Raw genomic sequence first — 17,840 nt, forward strand, 5'->3', positions numbered from 1 at the left:
TCGTGCTCGGGGTCGAGCCGGGTCTGCGGTGGCTCGGCCCGTGGGGGAACGGCTCGGGCGGTAGCGGGCATTCGATGCTCAACCGGGCTGTTCAGCCAGGGACTCGTCCTGCTTCATCCGGCTCTTGACGTAGTCGGCGAGGAGGTCGAGGTCGTCGATCAGCTTGATCGACAGGTCCTCGTCGTCGATCTCCACGCCGAACTCGCTCTCCACCCAGATGAGGAACTCGATGGTGTTGATGGAATCCAGCCCCAACGCCTCCACGAGCCCCCGGTCGGGCACCTCGGACGGCGCGATCGACAGTTCGAGGGAGTCCACCAGCACCTTGCGCAGCCGAGCCTTGATCGCCCCGGTCTCCTCCATGATCGTCTTCCCTTCCTCGGTGTCGCGGCGACTCAGAGGTATCCCATCTCACGGAGTCGGCTGCTCGTGTAGTCGTCTTCGTCCGCGGTGTCCCCGGCCGGCTCGGCCTCGGGCACCCTCTCGTTGCGGGCCGTCACCCGGGGATCGGGGGCGGGAACCGGGAGGTCCTCGGTGAAGATCTCCGTCCGGGGGCTCCCGTCGATGTCCGAGGGCCAGGAGGCACCCAGGTCCATCAGCAGGGTGGGCAGGGCGTCCACGAGCGGCACCGTGCCCGGGGTGCGGCCGGGGCGCACCCGCGGCGAGCGCTGCGCCCAGATCCCCTGGTGCCGGTGCAGGCCCGTCTGCGCGCTGGGCGCCCACAGGTCGCCGGTGAGGTCGGTGACCGGCAGGACGGACTCGTCCGCGGGCACCATGAGCAGGTCGGGGGCCCGGCCGCGCTGCTGTCCCGGATAGGCCTCCGCGCTCGGCAGGACGGCCTGGAACACCGGGTCGCCGGTGGGTCCCCTGAGGCCGCCGAGAAGGTCGACGACCTCGGCCGTGACGCGGTCCCGGTCCCTCGGGGCGACCTTGCCCCGGGCCTGCCTCGCCCGGAGGTTGAGGTTGAGCCCGTAGCTTCCGGGGACCGGCATGTAGACCGCGGTGCGGGCGAAGTCGACACGCCGGCCGCCGTCGGCGAACCAGCGGGCCTCGCCGGCCGCGGGTTCGTCGCCCGGCTCGGTCGCGAGCAGGCCGGCCTCCTCCAGCAGCTGGTGCACGGCGAGGGCGTGCGCGCCCTGGCCGAGGCCGTGGTCGGAGACGAGCGTGACCACCGTGTCCTCGTCCACCAGGGAGAGCAGTTCGCCGACCGCGGTGTCGATGGCCCGGTGGACCCGAGTGTTGGCCCGGTCCCAGCCGGAGCCCGCGGGAGCCTTCTCGTGGCGGGGGTGCGTCGTGTCCTCGTAGTGCCAGTAGTGATGTCCGACGCGGTCCGCCTCGGTGAGGACCACCATGACCACGTCGGTGGGCCGGGTGTTCATGAGGTGGCGCACCGAACGGACCCGGGCCTCGACATTTCGTTCGGCCTGCTCCAGATAGCTCATGTCACCGCGGAACATGGTGGCGAGATCGGACTGGAAATGGGCCTTGGCCGCCGCCAGTTCGCGCAGCAGCGAGTCGGGGCGGCAGTGCCGCAGAGTGCGTTCGAGCGGCCAGGTGATCTGGTAGCCGGGCAGGTCGGCCGGCGGGTGGGACATCGGGATGTTGACCAGCCCGAGGGTGTACTCCTGCGCCGCCAGCCAGTCCCAGGCGTTGGTACGCCCCAGGTCGCCGGCCCGGGTCAGCCGTGCTCCGTAGGCGGGGTCCTGGGTGTCGTAGAACTGGTAGATGCCGTGGTTGCCGGGGTGGCCCGCGGTGACGAAGGTGCTCCATCCCGGGGCTGTGTGGGCCGGCCAGGTGCAGGTCGTTCTGCTGCTGGCCGAGGAGCGCAGCAAGCGGTCGATGTTGGGCAGCAGCCCACGGGCTGCCAGGGGATCGATGACATCAAAAGTCCCCCCGTCTATACCGATGACGAGGGCATGCGGCGAAGGCGGCATCAGTCGTCTCCAACTGTGGACAACACCTGCGACAGAGGGCGGCGGCAAGACGGCCGTCGGTGATCCGGGTGACCGTAACACCGAACGCATACCCTCCTCCACGGAGACACCGATTCGGATCTTGGGACTGTCCAAAAGGCGCGCCGCACCACTGCGGCACCCGCATACCCCTCCCCCTTGTCTGCTTTGCCGGAACGCCCCTGCACAGGGGCTCTTCTGCCGCCGTTCTCGCCGCGCCCGAATATCGATTGAGGGCTCTGCGGTATGGCCGGAACAGTTCGATGAACCGGCCACGACCTCCGCCGGCCACATCGATCACGGGTATCCCATGCGATCAAGAAGGCAGTGTTGACTTGCCTCGCTTCCGTGGTGGAGCCTCATGTGGCAAGCCGTACGAGAGCGCCTTTGGCATAAGTCTGTCCTTTTCTCGTTCGGCTCCTCTCATTTCCGGTGACGCCCCATGGTTCCTCCCTTCGGGAAGGGACGAGGAAATGCGAAGGGCAGCGCACATTCGCCCCGCTGATGGAGAGGCCGACCGCAGATGTCTCCGCCCGCGCCTTCCGCCCCCTTGACCCTGACCGTAGTGGTCCCCACCCGGGGCGACCACGAGCAACTGCGGCTCACCCTCGCCTGCCTCGCAGCCCAGGCCGGCGCACCGCCCCACGAGGTGGTCGTGGTCGACGACAACGACCGCGGCGGTGAGGACTCCCGGGCCCTGACCTCCGTACTGGAGGAGGTGCGCGGGCTCCTGCCGGTGCGCGCGGTGGCCGGTCCCGGACGCGGGCGCGCCGCGGCGCGCAACACCGGCGCGGCGGCCGCCGGCGCACCCTGGATCGTCTTCCTCGACGCCGATGTGGTGGTGGGGCCGGGCTTCCTGCGCGCGTACGGCGAGGCGGCCCGGCCCGGCCGCTTCCTGCACGGCCGGATGCGTGAACTCCCGTCCGCGAGGAGGCTGCTGGGTCGGCTGCGGAGCGCGCCGCTCGCCGAGGTCCAGGAGAGCGGGGCCGCGCTGCACACCGCGCCCGAGGAGGGCGCCGAGCGCGGCCCCATGCGGCGCACGATGACCAACGCGCTGGAGCGCGCGATCGAGTCGATGGCCGGGGGCGCGCTGCCGGACGTCGCTCCGTGGCTGGGGCTGGTGGGCGCCAACTCGGCGGTGAGCAGGGAGTCCTGGTGCCAGGCGGGGGGTTTCGAGGAGAGCTTCGGCCGGGTGTGGGGCTGCGAGGACCTCGAGTTCGGTCTCCGGCTGCACGAGGCGGGCCTGCGGCGCCACCTCGTACCGCGGGCCCTGGGCATCCACCTCAGCCACGTCCGGCGCGACCGGTGGGAACAGCACAGTGTGAACATGGAGCGCTTCACGGCTCTGCACCCCCTGCCGTCCGTGCGCGCGCTGTCCGCCCTGCTCGGCGCCGACGGGAGCCCCGAGCGCTATGTGGCCGCCGTCCGGGCCGACACCCCGGCGCCCGGTTTCGTGGACACGCCGTGAGCGGGGCGGACGGCGCCGGCGCGCACGTCGTGGTCTCCCCGCATCCCGACGACGCGGTCTGGTCCCTCGGGGGGCGGCTGGCCCGCTGGGTCGCCCGGGGCGTCCCCGTCACCGTCGTCACCGTCTTCGACGGCCCGGCGATCGCGGGTGCGCGGGGCGACGGTGTGCCGGCCGGTGACGTACGGGCCGGGGGTGCGCGGGCCGACGGCGCGCGAGCGGCCGCCCCGGCGACAGACGGCGCGCGGCCCGCCCGGGACGCGGCCGACGCCAAAACGCCCGGCGCCACGCACGACCGGGACGCCTGGCGCTCGATCGCGCGGCCCGCCCTCCGGCGCCGTGAGGACCGGGCCGCGCTGACGCTCCTCGGCGCCGCACACGTCTCCCTCGGCTTCACCGACGCCGCCCTGCGCACCTCGGGCGACCGCTACCGGTACAGCTCCGCACTCCGCGTCCGCGGCCCCCGGCACGCCGACGACGCTCCTCTCGCCGACGAGTTGGGCGCGGCGCTGCGCTCCTGTTGCCCGCCCGGGACCCGAGTGCACGGGCCGTTGGCAGCGGGCCGGCACGTGGACCACGTGCTCGTCAGGGAGGCCGTGGAGCGGCTGGGGCGGCCGGACACGGCTTGGTACGAGGACTTTCCCTACCCCCTGCGCCACCGCGACCACGAGGGCATGGCGGCGGGCTTCACGCCGCTCACGTCGGCCGAGATCGACACCTGGCTGGCCGGCGCGGCGGTGTACGCGAGCCAGGCGCAGGCACTCTTCGACGGGACGGACAGGCTGCGCGAGACACTCCTCGCCCGGGTCCGGGCCCATGGCACCGCAGCACGACTCCCTTACGCCGAGCGCTTCTGGCTGCGATCCGCACACGTCGCGACGGACGCCGGCCACCGGCCGCCGGGAGAGCCGCCACCTCCACCGGACGACCGGAACACCCCCGCGCCCCTCGGACGACCGTGAAAGGAACCCTTCGTGCCCCCCTACACTCCGTTGCCGCTGATCGGCAACGACCTCGTGATCAACGAGGACTCGTGCAACCTGAGTTGCACCTACTGCCTCACGGGACAGAGCAACCTCAAAGAGGGCCACTCGCTCCAGCTCATCTTCGACCCGCCCAAACGTGACGACTATTCACCGACCACGGAGCTGGGCAAGCGCATCAACACGGTGGCCGACCAGATCAACGACCGCTTCAACCTGCCGCTGTTGAAGGTGACCGGCGGTGAGATCTTCCTGGTCCGCGGCATCATGGACTTCCTGGAGGAGCAGTCCCGGCACTACGAGGTGCTGGTTCTGCAGACCAACGGCGTCCTGGTCACCGAGGAGCATCTGGAGCGGATGCGCTCCTGGGGCAACGTGGTGCTCCAGATCTCGCTGGACAGCCACCTCTACCAGGGCAACAGCTACCGCGTGCAGTCCGAGTCGCTGCACGGAAAGGTGCTGCGCTCGATCACCCGGGCGCTCGACTCCGGTCTCCCGGTGGAGATCTACGGCGTGCTCAACGACCGCAGCGTGGCCGAGCTGACCGAGTTCGCGGGCTGGCTCAACGAGTTCGAGCACCCGCCGACGTTCTTCCCGTTCCCCGTGCGAGGCCCGGACTCCGACCATTTCAAGATCCGGCCCGAGCAGATCAGCCACATCGAGGAACTGGCCGCGCGTTACGACGAGTTCAGCGGCATCCTGCCGCCGTACCCGTACTTCGACCGGCTGCTGAGCTTCTACCGCGAGGGCAAGCGGACCTTCCGCTGTCATCTGCCCCGGCTGGTCGTCTCCAGCTTCAGCGACGGCGTCATCACCCCCTGCCCCAACATCTGGTTCTCCGACATGGGCAACATGCTGGGCGACAAGGCCGGGCAGGTCCTGGACAAGCTCGGCAGCAGCGGGCTCTACCGGGCGCTGCTCGCCCCGAAGCCGAGGCTGAGCGCCTGCCACGGCTGCTTCACGCCCTGGGACACGCTCTCGATGTACTTCGAGGACGAGATCACCCTGGACGAGCTGTGCGCCGCGCCCACCTACGCCCCGCCGCGCATCCGCGGCATGATCGAGAACGCCAAGGCCGACTACCTGGCGGGCGCCGGTGCCTGAGGTCACCGCATCCCCCGGCACGCTCCTCGACGCCGTCCGCCGCTTCGACCCCGGGCACCCGGTGCTGGAGGGGCTGACGTGCGGCGAGCTGACGTCGAGGGCGCAGGCGGTCGCCGAGGCCGTGCGGGCCCACGAGGCCGTCGGCGAGGCGGTGGTCCTGCGGATGCCGAACGGGCCCGACTGGGTCGTCGCCTTCCTCGGGCTGCTCGCGGGCGGCTCCCTGCCGCTCCCCGTGGCGCCGGACACCCCCGGCCCCGAGGTGCGGCGGCTGCTCGAACTCGCGGGCGGCGGAAGGGTGCTGGCCTACCCGGAGCGGCCCGGCGAGAAGATCGAGCTCACCGGTTCGCCCGGGGTGCGCGTCGACGGCGGGCCGGGGGTGCTGCTGCCCACCTCCGGCTCGACCGGCTCACCCAAGCTCGTACGGCGCGACGAGGCGAGCTGGCTGTCGGAGGCCCGGCGCTACCGCGACGGAGTCGGCGTCACCGAAGAGGACACCGTCGTCCTGCCGGTGCCCCTCTCCCACGCGTACGCGCTCGGCTGGCTGTGCGGCGGGCTGCTGTCGGGCGCGGCCCTGCGCCCCGTGCCGCCCACGGCCCTCGGGCAGACGGCGCGGGAGCTGGCCGAGGGCGCCACCGTCATCACGCTGGTGCCCGCCACGGCCCGGCTCCTGGCCACTCGGCAGCAGGTGCGCGCCCGGCGCGCCCGCCCCGGCTCCCCCGCGCCGGCTCCGCGCCTGCGGATCGCCATGGTCGGCGCCGGCCCCGTCGACGCCTCGCTCGACACACTGTTCACCGAGGCCTACGGGATCGGTGTGGCCCGCAACTACGGCTCCACCGAACTGGGCGCGGTCTTCAGCGGCCCCGCGGGCCTTCCTCCGCTGTGTGTGGGCGCGCCCCTGCCCGGTGTCGAGCACCGGCTGGTGGACCCCGCCACGCAGGAGCCCGCGCCGCAGGGCCCCGGGGCACTCCAGATCCGTACCGATGGGGTGCCCGACTGGCACGACATGGGCGACCTCGCGGTGCCCGACGGGGGCTCGTTGCGGATTCTCGGCCGCGAGGGCACCGCCGTGCGCCGGGGCGGACGCTGGGTCGCCCCCCTGGAGATCGAGGCGGTCTTCCGCGCCCACGACGCCGTGCGCGAGGTGCGGGTCACCGGCAGGCCCCGGGTCCACCAGGGCGAGGACGGGATCGCGGCCGAGGTGGTGGTCGCCCCGGGAGGCCCCGACGAGACGGAGCTGCGCGCCCACGCGGCCCGCCATCTCGCGCCGTACAAGGTCCCGGACACCATCGTGCTGCGCAGCGCCCTGCCGAGGACCGCGAGCGGGAAGACGGCGGCCGCGGCCCGGTACCGGCTCACGCCCCGCGCGATCGAGGCGGCCCGCGCCTACAAGACGTCCGAACTGCTCTTCGCCCTGCACGAACTGGGCGCCCTCACCGCCCTGGCCGAGGGCACCGCCCTGGCCCCGCTCAGCGCGGAACTCGGCTGCGACCCGCGGGCCCTGGAGGTCCTGCTGGACACGGCGGCCTCGCTGGGCCTGCTGTCCACCGCCGCGGAGTCCGAGAGCGCCGCCGCCCGTGTCCCGCTCGCCGAGCTGACCGCCTTCGTGCGCCTGGAGGAGCGGCTGTCCCGCGACCTGGTGACCCGGGAGGCGCTCGCCGCCGTCGCGCGCTCCGGGCAGGCCCGGCGGCCGTTCGAGCGCCGGCCCGAGGACGCGGACCACGCGGAGCTGGTCGCGGTGTACCAGGGGGCCATGAACGGCCCCTCGGCCCTGGCCCGTACCGCCCTCGGTCTGCGTCTGCTGCGTCCGCGCCCCGGCGCCCGGCTGGTCGAGGTGACCGCGGGGCCGGGCCGCTATCTCGACCGGCTGCTGGCGAGGGACCCTGCGGCGGGCGGCCACCTGTGGCAGACCGGCCGCCTCAGCGGTCCGGCGGCCGGCCGGGTGGCCGAGGCCGTCGCCGCCGGCCGGGTGAGCACCGGCCCCGGCCTGCCGGTGGGCCGGGCCGACTTCTGCGTGATCTCCAACGCCGTGCACGACCCCGCGTCGGGCGCGCTGCTGTCCGCCGTGCTGGCCGCCCTGAAACCGGGTGGCCTGCTGCTGGTGGACGACGTGTTCCTGCCGTCCGGCAGGCCGGACGCCGAGGACACCGGGCCCGCGAGCGGCGCCGAGCTGGCGCTGGACTGGCTCACCCACGGCGGCACCGCCTGGACCAGCGTCGAGGCTCTGACCACCGGACTGGCCGAGGCGGGCGCCGACGTCGTGCGCCATCTGCCGTTCGATCACTCTCCCTGCCATCTCGTCATCGCGAAGGAGGCCGACTGATGGGCGAACTCTCCGCCCGCATCGCGGAAAACATGGGTCAGCGTGGCCGGGTCGTCGTGGTCTCCGGGGCTTCCGGGGACATCGGCAGCGTGTGCGCCCGCCAACTGGCCGAGCTGGGCGCCACGGTGGTGGCGGGCTACCACCAGCGCGAGGAGAGGACACAGAAGCTCGCCGTCGAGGTCGAGGCGGCCGGCGGGACCCTCGTGCCCGTACAGGCGGACCTGTCGGCACCGGGCGGCCCCGCCCAGCTGGTGCGCGCGGCCGTCGAGCGCTTCGGCCGCGTCGACGGCCTGGTCGCCGCGGCCGGGCTGCGCACCCGGCGGCTGGCGATGGCCACCGACGCGGCGGCGCTGGACCGGCTCCTCCAGGTGAACCTCGCGGGGACCATCAACCTCGCCAAGGCGTGCCTGCGCCCGATGATGCGCGCCAAGTACGGCCGTATCGTGCTCTTCGGCTCCCGGGCGGGCACCAGCGGCCTGCCGGGCCACGCCGCCTACGCGGCCACCAAGGGCGCCCTGCAGCCCTGGGCGGCCTCCCTCGCCGGCGAGGTGGGCGGGCACGGCATCACCGTCAACGTCATCGCGCCGGGCGCGATCCGGGCGGAGGTCATGGACTTCTCCCCCGAAGAGCGCGACCTGGTCATGAAGTTCATCGGCGCGGGCCGGCTGGGCGAGCCCGAGGAGGTCGCGGCCGCGGTCTCCTTCCTGCTCTCCCCCTCGGCCTCGTACGTCAGCGGCAACACCCTCGTGGTGGACGGCGGTGCGCGCTTTTGAGCCCCGACGCGTCCGGTGCGCCGCCACTGCGCATCGCGATCCTGGGCGCCGGCTGGGTGTCGCGCACCGTGTGGCGGCCACTGCTGGAGGCGCACCCCGCCTTCGAGGTGGCCGCGGTCGTGGACACCGATCAGGCGGCGGCCCGGAAGGTGGCGGCCGGGGGCCGGGAGGTCCCGGCCCTGTCCCGGACGGCGGAGCTGGCGGACCTGGAGCTGGACGCCGCGGTGATCGCGCTGCCCAACCACCTGCACGTGCCCGCCGCCTGCGAACTGCTGGACCGGGGCGTGCCGGTGTTCGTCGAGAAGCCGGTGTGCCGCACACTCGCCGAGGCACGGACCCTGGCCGCCGCCGCCCTGGAGGGCGGGGCGGTCCACGCCTGGAGCGCGGCCCGGCACCGGGGTGACGTCCGGGCGCTGGCCGGGCTGCTGCCCCGGCTCGGCGAGGTCCGGGCGCTCGGCCTGAACTGGACGCGGGCCTCCGGGGTGCCCCAGCGCGACGGCTGGTTCGTCGACCGCGGCCTGGCCGGCGGCGGCTCCCTGCTCGACCTGGGCTGGCATCTGCTGGACGTGGGTCTCGACCTGCTGGGCTGGCCGCAGGTGACGCGGGCGCTGGGCACCCTGTCGCTCGACTGGATGGGCCGTGCCGAGGCGACCTCCGACTGGCGCGCCCAGGCCGATGACGCCGGGCCCGGCGCGGTGCGCGCCGCACTCGTGGAGGACACCGCGCGCGGCTTCCTGCTCACCGATACGGGGGTCGCCGTCTCCCTGGAGTCGCGCTGGGCCTCGCACCACGCCCTGGACAGCACCACGTTCACCGTCGAGGGGACCGAGGGCGTCGCGGTGCTGCGCTGCACCTTCGGCTTCAGTCCGCACCGGGTGGACCGCTCCTCGCTGACCCTGCTGCGCCACGGCGAGGAGACCGGGGTGCCGCTGCCCGAGGAGCCCGTCGGCGTCGAGTACGAACGTCAGGTCGCCGAACTGGCGGCGCGGCTCACCGGCACCCGTGCCGAGGGGACCCCGACCCGGGCGGACTCGCTGGCCGAGATCACCTCGCTGGCCTCCTGCGTCGACCGCCTGTACCAGGCCGCCCGCGGCCCCGGGCCCGCCGTGCCCGCCCCCTCCCTGGAAACCACCCGCCCTCGGCTCCGGAGTCTCTGATGGAATCCGCGTACTTCACCCATGTCTGGGGACGGGAGAACGTCACCGTCCGCGAGCGCTACGAGCAGTTGTGGCAGGAGCTCGAGGCCGCCGACCGGCTGGGCTTCGACTACGCCTTCTCCGTGGAGCACCACTGCACCCCGCACGAGAGCTGGATGCCCTCGCCCGCGGTGTTCTGTACCGGTGCGGCCCTGCGCACGGAGCGCATCCGGGTCGGCCCGATGGGCTGGGTGCCGCCGCTGCGGCACCCGCTGCACGTGGTCGAGGAGGTCGCCACCCTGGACCAGCTCCTCGGCGGGCGGCTGGAGGTGGGGCTGGCCTCGGGCGTCAGCGAGCAGCCCTTCCTTCCCTTCAGGGCGGACTTCGCGGGCCGGAAGGTGCTGAACCGGGAGTGCGCGGACCTGCTGCGCACCGCCCTGACCGCCGAGGGCCCCTTCGACTTCGACGGTCCCGCCCACCAGCTCAAGAACGTGGAACTGTCGTTCGGGGCCCGTCAGCGGCCGCATCCGCCGCTGTGGATCCCCACGACGGACCGCAACACCCTGCGCTACCTCGCCCGCACCGGGGGGCACACCTCCTCGACGATGATCGTGCCGCGCGCGGCCATGGGCCTCGTGTACCGCCACTACATCGACTGGTGGCGCGAGGAGGGACAGCCCGGCCTGCCCCGCATCGGCTACTGGAGCCTGGTGCACGTGGCCGAGACGGACGCGGAGGCGGAGGCACGCGCGGCCGAGCAGGTGACCGACACCTTCGTGAACACCCTGCGCTACGGCTCGGTGAAGAGGTCGGGCACACCGGCGGCCCCCGCGAGCCGGCTGAGCACGCCCGACATCCTGGCCGGCAGCGGCGACTTCCGGTTCCTGATGGACCAGAACCTGGTGTTCGTCGGCTCCCCGCGCACCGTCGCCGAGCGCATCAGGGCGGCCGCGTCCGAGGGCCTCTTCAACACCGTCCTCGGCGAGTTCGCCTTCGGCGACATCGCGGGCGCGGAGTCCATCGCCTCGATGGAGCTGTTCTCCCGCGAAGTGATGCCCCTGCTGGCCGAGTTCACCCCCTACCAGCCCGAGCAGACGGACGAGTCCCACGTCGCCGTCTCCCGAACGACAGGAATACGCGTTCCATGACTTCACCGGAGAGTGTCCTCATCGGGTTCCCGGGCGGCGACGACGACGCCGGCCGTACCCTCGCCCGGCGCCTGGCCGACGCCGTGATCGAGCGGGGTGGCCGGGCCGCCGTGCTCAGCGGTGACGCGGTGCCCGACGGCGTACGGGCGGCCGCCCGTCCCCCGGAGGGCCGGCCCGCCCTCGCCGTCGAGGTGACGGGCGGGCCCCGGGCGGACGAGCCGCTGCTGGTCGGCCCGGCGGAGCCGGACCCGGTGGGCAGGCTGCTGGGCGAACTGGAGCGGCACGGGCTGCCGGGGGGCGCCCCCTCGACGCCCTACAGCGCGGAGGAACAGGACGAGGTCGCCCGCCGCCTCGAGGCCCTCGGATACATCGACTGAAAGCAAAGGACTCCGTGATGGTGACGTCCGTCGGTGGCGCGACCCGTGAGGCCCCCACCCCGGCCCCACTCGACGACCTCGTGCGGCGGCTGCGCCAAGTGCCGGACCGGCACCGCCGGTTCGCGGTCACCGCGGCCGGGGTGCGCCGTCTGTACCGCATTCGCCCCGAGCTGCTCGGCGAACTGATCGGCGCGGGGTTGCCGTACATCGGCGAGGGCGCCGACCGGCTGTACGACGGGTACGACCTCGGCAACGCGGCCCTGCACCTGGGACTCGTCTCGGTGCAGAGCCGCTCCATGCGGTCCTGGGCCAAGGCGCTGCAGTCGGCGGCCGCGCACGACCCGCGCTACCGCATCGAGGTCGTCTCCTCCTGCCCGGTGCCCGGGCACCCGGGGCCGTGCCCGTACTCGGTGCTGCTGCCGGACGGCACCCGGCTCGTCGAGGGGCCCGCGGCCGATGCCCGCCTGGCCGCGTTCGAGGTGTCCCCCTTCTCCGGCTGGCCCGCTTTGCCCGGGGCGGTACGCGAACTGCTGCGCGAGGTGGACGGGATCGGGTTCTTCCTGCTGCCCGAAGCGGTGCGCTGGGACCCCGAGTTCATGTGGCGCACCCGGATGGCGGACTGCGGGGGCGCTGCCGCGTGGCTGGTCGCGGAGGGCGCGCGCAGAGGGCTGGCGGTCCGGTTCTCCTTCGGGCTGCTGGTGGCCAGGCCGTACTCCACACCGCACTGCTGGGCCGAGTTCCTGGTCGACGGGGTGTGGGTGCCGGTCGATCCCCTGCTGGTGCGGGCGCTGAACCAGTGGGGCGGGCTGGACGCGGGCGCCTTCCCGCCCGACGGCCGGCCCGGGGCGCTCTTCCACCGGCTGACGGACCGCTTCACCAAAGTCGTCAGCCACGGCGGGATCTGGGCCCACACGTCCCTGCCCACCGAGCCCGCAGGCTGAGGGACCTCCTCCGCGTCCGCGGGGAGAGCGTCCTTTTTCAGCCTTCCTGGTGAGTCGGTTGTGGCACGGCGGTGGCCACCCGGATCACGCCCTAGGGTGGTCCATGTCCCTGGAGCCTTGTGGGCCCCACCGCTCCTTCGACGACGAGAGGACGGGCATGACCCCGCAAGAACTGGCGCACCACGCACTGGAGTTGCCCGGTACCACGGACGACGAGGCCTTCGGGCCCGGCGCCACGGTGTTCAAGGTCGAGGGCAAGGTCTTCGCGATTCTCCAGGACCCGACGGAGGAGCAGCCGGCGCAGGTCACTCTCAAGTGTGAGCCGAACCTGGCCCTGCATCTGCGGGACGAGTACCCCGCGGTGGGCCCCGGTTACCACGTCAACAAGCGCCACTGGAACACGGTCGTCCTCGACTCCACCGTTCCCGCGCCCGCTGTGCGGGAGATGGTGGACCACTCCTGGGACCGCGTGGTCTCGGGAATGCGGAAGGCCGACCGCGAGCGGCTGACACTCCAGCGCGGCTGAGTCGGTCGCGGCCCGCCACCCCGCCCCACCTCGCTCCGCTCCGCACCATCGCACCCACCAAGAGAGAGAGCACCACTCATGGCAGTTCCCAGGCTGACCCTGTTCGCGATCGTGTCGAAGGACATGGGCGAGTCCCTGGCGTTCTACCGCCGGCTCGGGCTCGACATCCCGGCCGACGCCGACTCCGCCCCGCACGTCGAGACGGTGCTGCCCGGCGGCATCAAACTCGCCTGGGACAGCGTCGAGACCGTCCGCAGCTACGACCCCGACTGGAGCGCCCCGACCGGCGGTCACCGCTCCGCCGTGGCCTTCGAGTACCCCGACCCCCAGGCCGTCGACACCGCGTACGCGGAGCTGGTCGACGCCGGTTACGTCGGCCACATCAAGCCGTGGGACGCGGTCTGGGGCCAGCGCTACGCGATCGTCCTCGACCCCGACGGCATCGCGGTGGACCTCTACGCCCCCCTGCCCGCCTAGGAGCGACTCACCGGAGGTGCCGAGCCGTTGTCGTACCTCGGGATCGACATAGGCGGAACCAAGACGGCACTGCTCCTGGAGCGGCCCGGCGCCCGCCCGGCGTACGCCCGGTTCGACTGGCCCGCGGAAGCGGACGCCGAAGCGGACCTGGCCGCTCTCGCCGGGGCCGTCTCCCGCCTCGTAGGCACGGGCGGCCCCCGCACGGTACGGGCCGCGGGCATCGCGCTGCCGGCCACCGTCCGGGACGGACTGATGGTCGCCTGGCCCTCCCGCCCCTCCTGGGCAGGGCTGCGGGTCGGCACCCTCCTGGAGCGGGTGCTGCCGGGTGTGCCGGTCGCCCACGAGGACGACGGCAGTCTGGCCGCCCTCGCCGAGGCCGCCGCGACCGGGGCGCGGGATCTCGCGTATCTGGGCGTGGGCACCGGTATCGGTGGCGGCCTGGTGCTCGGCGGCGCGCTGCACGGCGGACCGCGTGGCGGGGCCGCCGAGATCGGCCACATGGTGGTCGACCCCGGCGGCCCCGTCTGCGTGTGCGGCCGTGTCGGCTGCCTCCAGGCGGTCGCGTCGGGCACGGCGACCCTGGCGCGGGCCGCGGCCCTGCGCGGGGCACCGGTCGCCCCGGACGCCTTCCGCACGGGCCTCGCGCAGGAGTGCGCATGGGCCAGGGATGCTCTGCGTCCGACCGTCGCGGCCCTGTCGGTCGCGGTGGTCAACCTGGGCGAGCTGGTGCAGTGCGCCGAGGTCAGGATCGGCGGCGGCTTCGGCCACGGGGTGCCGGGCCTGGTGGCCGCGGTGCGCGAGGGGTCCCGGCGGCTGGCCCGGCCGGGCGCCCCTCCCCCGGCCGTGCGCAGGGCGGCCGCCGGCCCGCGCGCCTCCCTGCGCGGGGCGCTCCTGCTGGCCCGCGAGACGGCGCCGGAGCCGGCGGCCGGGGCCGCCGGCTGAGCGGACGGGGCGCTTGTCCGGGCCCTCCCGTGCCTCAGCCGGGCAGTCGGCCTCCGCCGGGCAGACCCAGCAGCTCGCGCAGCGCGGGAGCGACGTCGTACAGGGACAGGTCGTCGGCCGGGCCCGGCGTGAGGCCGGGGTGGCTGAGCATGAAGATCCCGGTGTCCCCGTGGTTGGCGTGGTCGGGGCCGGTGTCGTTCTCGGTGGTGTAGAGGCCCTGCCCCATGCCGAGGGTGGCCAGCGCGCGCCAGCGCAGATCGCCCACGTAGACCAGCAGGTCGGGGGCGATCCCGTTGACCTCCGGATAGAGCTGGTCCGGGCGCATGGCCCGGGTGCCCATCGGCTGTCCGGCGTCGTCGTCCATGCCCTCCAGGGCCCTGGCGATCTTGTCGAGGGTGCTCTCGTACTCCTTGGCCGGCACGATGCCCTGGGGTTCGCGGCCCTCCACGTTGAGGAAGACGCGGCCGTAGTAGCCGCCCTCCGCCCAGGCCGTGGTCCGCTTCCAGTCGACCTCGGCCCGGGCCATCGGCGTCGGGCCGGCGGGCTCCTTGGCGAGGACGAGCAGACCCTCCTGGCGCAGCCACTCGTTGATGAACAGTCCGCCGACCATGGGCTGGGCCCCGTGGTCGGACACGACCATGACCGAGGTGTCCTCGGGGAGGCATTCCAGGAACTCGCCGATGTGCCGGTCCAGGGACCGGTAGTAGTCGCGGAAGAGGTTCTCGTACGGGTTGCCGGGCTCGTGGCGCGGGTGGGAGGGGTCGCAGTACTTCCAGAAGCCGTGGTGGAGCCGGTCGGGCCCCATGTCGACGAAGGAGAGGAAGTCCCAGTCCTGGCTGGTGGCCAGGTGCCGGGCCACCTGGAAACGCTGCTCGCTCATGTCGAAGATCTGCTGGGACACCCGGTCGAGCTCGGGCGAACGGAAGTTCTCCACGTCGAGCATGTATCCGCCGGTCAGCTTCTCCAGGTCGTCGCGCAGACCGGGCGGTGAGGTGTACCGGGCGCGGGTGGACGGCGCCAGGAAGCAGGAGACCATGGCGCCGCGGATCGGCGTGGTCGGATAGGTGCCGGGCACACCGAGCACCACGCTCTCGCGGCCGGCGGCCGACATCTCGTCCCAGATCCGGGGCGCCTTGATGCTGTGCGACGTCGCGAAGGCCAGGGGCCCGTAGTCGTGGGCCGCGCGATCGCGGAAGCCGTACACCCCCAGTTCGCCCGGGGTCCGGCCGGACATCATGCACGACCAGGCGGGCATGGTGATGGGCGGGTCGACGCTGCGCATCGGGCCCCACAGCGAACGCTGCCGCAGGCCGCTCAGGACGGGCATGTCCTCGGCGAAGCGGTCGAAGAGGAGTTGGGGGGTGGCCGAATCCAATCCGATCACGGCGACCCTGCCGGCATGTGGCATCTGGTTCTCCCTCTGTCGTACGGGGCCGGACGGTCAGGAGGCGGTCACGAGCCGGGTGAGCGCGCCGGCGGCCAGTCGGTAGCCGAGCGCCCCCATCCCCATGACCACGCCCGCGGAGAGCGGTGCGGTGACGGACATGTGGCGGAACCCCTCGCGGGCCCAGACATTGGAGAGGTGCACCTCGATCCAGGGCGGCGCGTAGTCGGCCAGCGCGTCCCGCAGTCCCCAGCCGGCGATCATCAGGGCACCGGGGTTGACGATCGCGCCGAGCGCGTCGCCGTGTTCCTGGAGCAGGTCGATGAGTTCGCCCTCGCCGTTGCGCTGCTCGGACACCAGCTTCCAGCCCCGGGCGGAGATCTCCCCGGCCACCGTCTCCTCGATCTCCGCGAGGGTGGTGGTGCCGTAGATCTCCGGCTGCCGGGTGCCGAGCGTGCCGAGATTCGGGCCGTTGAGCAACAGCACATGACTCATTCCCGACCCCCGTCCGCCACGCCGAGGACGAGATCCCCGTCCAGCCCCAGCGGCCGCACCCCGATCGAGGCCAGCACGGTCGGGGCCACGTCCACCATGTCCATGGGGGTGTCGCCGTCGGGGGCCGGTGCGGCGCGGCGGTAGAAGAGGGCGTTGTCGCGGGTGTGGGTGCCGGTCAGCATCGCGTCGGCCCGCACGACCCCGCTCCCTCCCCAGGCGCCGCGCAACTGCACGCCCTCGGCCGGCAGGACCAGCAGATCGGCGGCCTGGGACAGCAGGGGCCCCTCGTACAGGGCGTCGGCGCGCAGCACCTGCGAGACCAGCAGCGGACCGTCCACGTCGGTGCCCGCCCGCGCCCCGTCCGAGCGCAGTCGCAGGAGTTCGTCGGCGATCTCCGCCGACATGTCCTCCGCCTCCGCGTCGGAGAGCCCGCCGCCGGGGAAGCGGCTCTTGCGGTTGAGATAGATGCGGGCCGGGTCCAGTGCGAAGGCGGTGCTGCGGGAGTCGAGGCCGGTGAGCTTCTTCGTGGAGTCGAGGTCGGCCAGGTAACCGGACTCCCGCAGCCAGGTGTTGACGTAGCACTGCCGGTCGGCGGGGCCGAATCCGTGGTCGCTGACCATGAACAGTTCGTCGTCCGGGCGCAGCAGGGCCACGAGCCGGCCCACACACTCGTCGACCAGACCGTAGAAGTCCCGTACCGCCTGGTGCAGGGGGTCCTCGGGGTCGGCCACGGCCCGCCACAGGAAGTGGTGCACGCGGTCGGTCTCGGTGAAGACCGCCACGCCCAGCTCCCAGGGCTCGTGGGTGAGCAGGTACTCCATGGCGTCGGTGCGGGCGCGCAGGGCCCGGATCGCGCGGGTGAGGAACCCCTCCGGGTCGGCGACCACGTCGCCCACCTCGACGTCGAGTTCGTAGCCGAGGCGGCGCAGTTCGGGCAGGAGCCGGGCGGGGGTGACCGCCCGATTGAAGTGGGGGGCGACGAACCCGGCGACCAGGACGCTGTCCATGGCGACGGCCGGGTAGGTACCCGGCACGTTGACGCACACCGTCCGCCGTCCCGCCGCCGCGGCCAGCGCCCAGAGGGCGGGCTCGCGCAGGTGCAGCAGGTTGGGGAAGTGCACGCGGTAGCCCTCACCGGGGACCAGGTCGGTGAAGCCGAAGATCCCGTGGCGAGCCGGATTGGTGCCGGTGAGGAAAGTGGCCCAGGAGGTGGAGCTGATCTCCGGTACGGGGGCCCGTAGTTCTCCGCAGAAACCCTCGGCCAGCAGGTCCGCGACATGGGGCAGCACCCCTTCGGCGGCGAGCTGGGTGAGCAGAGTGCGGGGCATACCGTCGAGCCCGATGATCAGGGCGCGCTCTGCCATGTGTCCCGTCTCCTCTCGTCAGGCGATAGGGGTGCCGGCGGGGGCGATGCGCCGGTTGACGTACTCGGCGAGGAGGTCGAGGTCGTCGATCAGCTTGATCGACAGGTCCTCGTCGTCGATCTCCACGCCGAACTCGCTCTCCACCCAGATGAGGAACTCGATGGTGTTGATGGAATCCAGCCCCAACGCCTCCACGAGCCCCCGGTCGGGCACCTCGGACGGCGCGATCGACAGTTCGAGGGAATCCACCAGCACCTTGCGCAGCCGAGCCTTGACCTCATCCACAGTGCAACGTCCTTTCACGGGACCGAGCGAGCCGGAAGGGTGACGGAATCCACGGCGGTACGGGGGTGCGTGCGGCGGGCGAGACGCCGGGGAGGGCATGAAACCGGAACGTACGGAAGACCGCCGGAAAAAGAGAGCGAGCAGGTGTCACATGACAGGACTCGAACA

The 17,840-nt window shown here is 72.9% G+C and carries 18 protein-coding genes; 12 read left to right on the plus strand and 6 right to left on the minus strand.

Annotated elements, in window-relative coordinates:
- Nucleotides 1-78: 78 nt before the first annotated feature.
- Both PYS65_RS12870 and PYS65_RS12875 read right to left on the minus strand, forming a co-directional pair.
- Nucleotides 79-363: an acyl carrier protein gene (locus PYS65_RS12870; RefSeq protein WP_279334095.1), complete on the minus strand. Its 285-nt coding sequence runs from the start codon at nt 361-363 to the stop codon at nt 79-81.
- Nucleotides 364-395: 32 nt separating this feature from the next.
- Nucleotides 396-1,934, minus strand: coding sequence for an alkaline phosphatase family protein (locus PYS65_RS12875; protein WP_279334096.1), 1,539 nt, complete (start codon nt 1,932-1,934; stop codon nt 396-398).
- A 583-nt stretch (nt 1,935-2,517) separates the two neighbouring features.
- Between PYS65_RS12875 and PYS65_RS12880 the strand changes: the two genes are divergently transcribed.
- The 12 genes from PYS65_RS12880 (at nt 2,518) to PYS65_RS12935 (ending at nt 14,144) form a co-directional block, all read left to right on the plus strand.
- A complete protein-coding gene (locus tag PYS65_RS12880) occupies nt 2,518-3,420 on the plus strand; it encodes a glycosyltransferase family 2 protein (protein WP_279334097.1) in 903 nt (300 codons plus the stop codon).
- Complete coding sequence (locus PYS65_RS12885) at nt 3,417-4,379, plus strand: PIG-L deacetylase family protein (RefSeq protein WP_279334098.1); 963 nt, start codon at nt 3,417-3,419, stop codon at nt 4,377-4,379. Before PYS65_RS12880 ends, PYS65_RS12885 begins: the two co-directional genes overlap by 4 nt.
- 12 nt (nt 4,380-4,391) lie before the next feature.
- Nucleotides 4,392-5,504 (plus strand): radical SAM protein, encoded by a 1,113-nt coding sequence (locus tag PYS65_RS12890; protein WP_279334099.1) that lies wholly within the window; start codon nt 4,392-4,394, stop codon nt 5,502-5,504.
- Nucleotides 5,497-7,824, plus strand: a complete 2,328-nt coding sequence (locus PYS65_RS12895; RefSeq protein ID WP_279334100.1) for an AMP-binding protein — start codon at nt 5,497-5,499, stop codon at nt 7,822-7,824. The genes PYS65_RS12890 and PYS65_RS12895 overlap by 8 nt, the downstream gene beginning before the upstream one ends.
- Nucleotides 7,824-8,597: an SDR family NAD(P)-dependent oxidoreductase gene (locus tag PYS65_RS12900; protein WP_279334101.1), complete on the plus strand. Its 774-nt coding sequence runs from the start codon at nt 7,824-7,826 to the stop codon at nt 8,595-8,597. The genes PYS65_RS12895 and PYS65_RS12900 overlap by 1 nt, the downstream gene beginning before the upstream one ends.
- Nucleotides 8,594-9,754 (plus strand): Gfo/Idh/MocA family protein, encoded by a 1,161-nt coding sequence (locus PYS65_RS12905; RefSeq protein ID WP_279334102.1) that lies wholly within the window; start codon nt 8,594-8,596, stop codon nt 9,752-9,754. The genes PYS65_RS12900 and PYS65_RS12905 overlap by 4 nt, the downstream gene beginning before the upstream one ends.
- The gene (locus PYS65_RS12910; RefSeq protein ID WP_279334103.1) at nt 9,754-10,881 is read left to right on the plus strand and encodes an LLM class flavin-dependent oxidoreductase; all 1,128 of its coding nucleotides are present in this window, start codon (nt 9,754-9,756) and stop codon (nt 10,879-10,881) included. Before PYS65_RS12905 ends, PYS65_RS12910 begins: the two co-directional genes overlap by 1 nt.
- The gene (locus PYS65_RS12915; RefSeq protein WP_279334104.1) at nt 10,878-11,258 is read left to right on the plus strand and encodes a hypothetical protein; all 381 of its coding nucleotides are present in this window, start codon (nt 10,878-10,880) and stop codon (nt 11,256-11,258) included. Before PYS65_RS12910 ends, PYS65_RS12915 begins: the two co-directional genes overlap by 4 nt.
- Nucleotides 11,259-11,275: 17 nt before the next feature.
- On the plus strand, nt 11,276-12,199 hold the full coding sequence (locus PYS65_RS12920) for a transglutaminase-like domain-containing protein (RefSeq protein ID WP_279334105.1): 924 nt from the start codon (nt 11,276-11,278) through the stop codon (nt 12,197-12,199).
- A gap of 157 nt (nt 12,200-12,356) precedes the next feature.
- Nucleotides 12,357-12,725 (plus strand): MmcQ/YjbR family DNA-binding protein, encoded by a 369-nt coding sequence (locus PYS65_RS12925; protein ID WP_279334106.1) that lies wholly within the window; start codon nt 12,357-12,359, stop codon nt 12,723-12,725.
- A 78-nt stretch (nt 12,726-12,803) separates the two neighbouring features.
- The gene (locus PYS65_RS12930; RefSeq protein ID WP_279334107.1) at nt 12,804-13,202 is read left to right on the plus strand and encodes a VOC family protein; all 399 of its coding nucleotides are present in this window, start codon (nt 12,804-12,806) and stop codon (nt 13,200-13,202) included.
- Nucleotides 13,203-13,229: 27 nt separating this feature from the next.
- On the plus strand, nt 13,230-14,144 hold the full coding sequence (locus PYS65_RS12935) for an ROK family protein (RefSeq protein WP_279334108.1): 915 nt from the start codon (nt 13,230-13,232) through the stop codon (nt 14,142-14,144).
- Between the two features lie 34 nt (nt 14,145-14,178).
- On the opposite strand, the gene PYS65_RS12940 is transcribed toward PYS65_RS12935, so the two are convergent.
- From PYS65_RS12940 to PYS65_RS12955, 4 genes are read right to left on the minus strand one after another with little or no spacing between them, the layout of a single operon-like run.
- Nucleotides 14,179-15,552, minus strand: a complete 1,374-nt coding sequence (locus PYS65_RS12940) for an alkaline phosphatase family protein (RefSeq protein WP_279334109.1) — start codon at nt 15,550-15,552, stop codon at nt 14,179-14,181.
- 33 nt (nt 15,553-15,585) lie between these two features.
- Nucleotides 15,586-16,023 (minus strand): type II 3-dehydroquinate dehydratase, encoded by a 438-nt coding sequence (locus PYS65_RS12945; RefSeq protein WP_279334110.1) that lies wholly within the window; start codon nt 16,021-16,023, stop codon nt 15,586-15,588.
- Nucleotides 16,020-17,387 (minus strand): alkaline phosphatase family protein, encoded by a 1,368-nt coding sequence (locus tag PYS65_RS12950; protein ID WP_279334111.1) that lies wholly within the window; start codon nt 17,385-17,387, stop codon nt 16,020-16,022. The genes PYS65_RS12945 and PYS65_RS12950 overlap by 4 nt, the downstream gene beginning before the upstream one ends.
- Before the next feature lie 18 nt (nt 17,388-17,405).
- Entirely contained in the window at nt 17,406-17,672 is a 267-nt protein-coding gene (locus tag PYS65_RS12955) for a phosphopantetheine-binding protein (protein WP_279334112.1), read from the minus strand.
- Nucleotides 17,673-17,840 lie beyond the last annotated feature (168 nt).

This window comes from Streptomyces cathayae (assembly GCF_029760955.1).
Classification (GTDB): Bacteria; Actinomycetota; Actinomycetes; order Streptomycetales; family Streptomycetaceae; genus Streptomyces; species Streptomyces cathayae.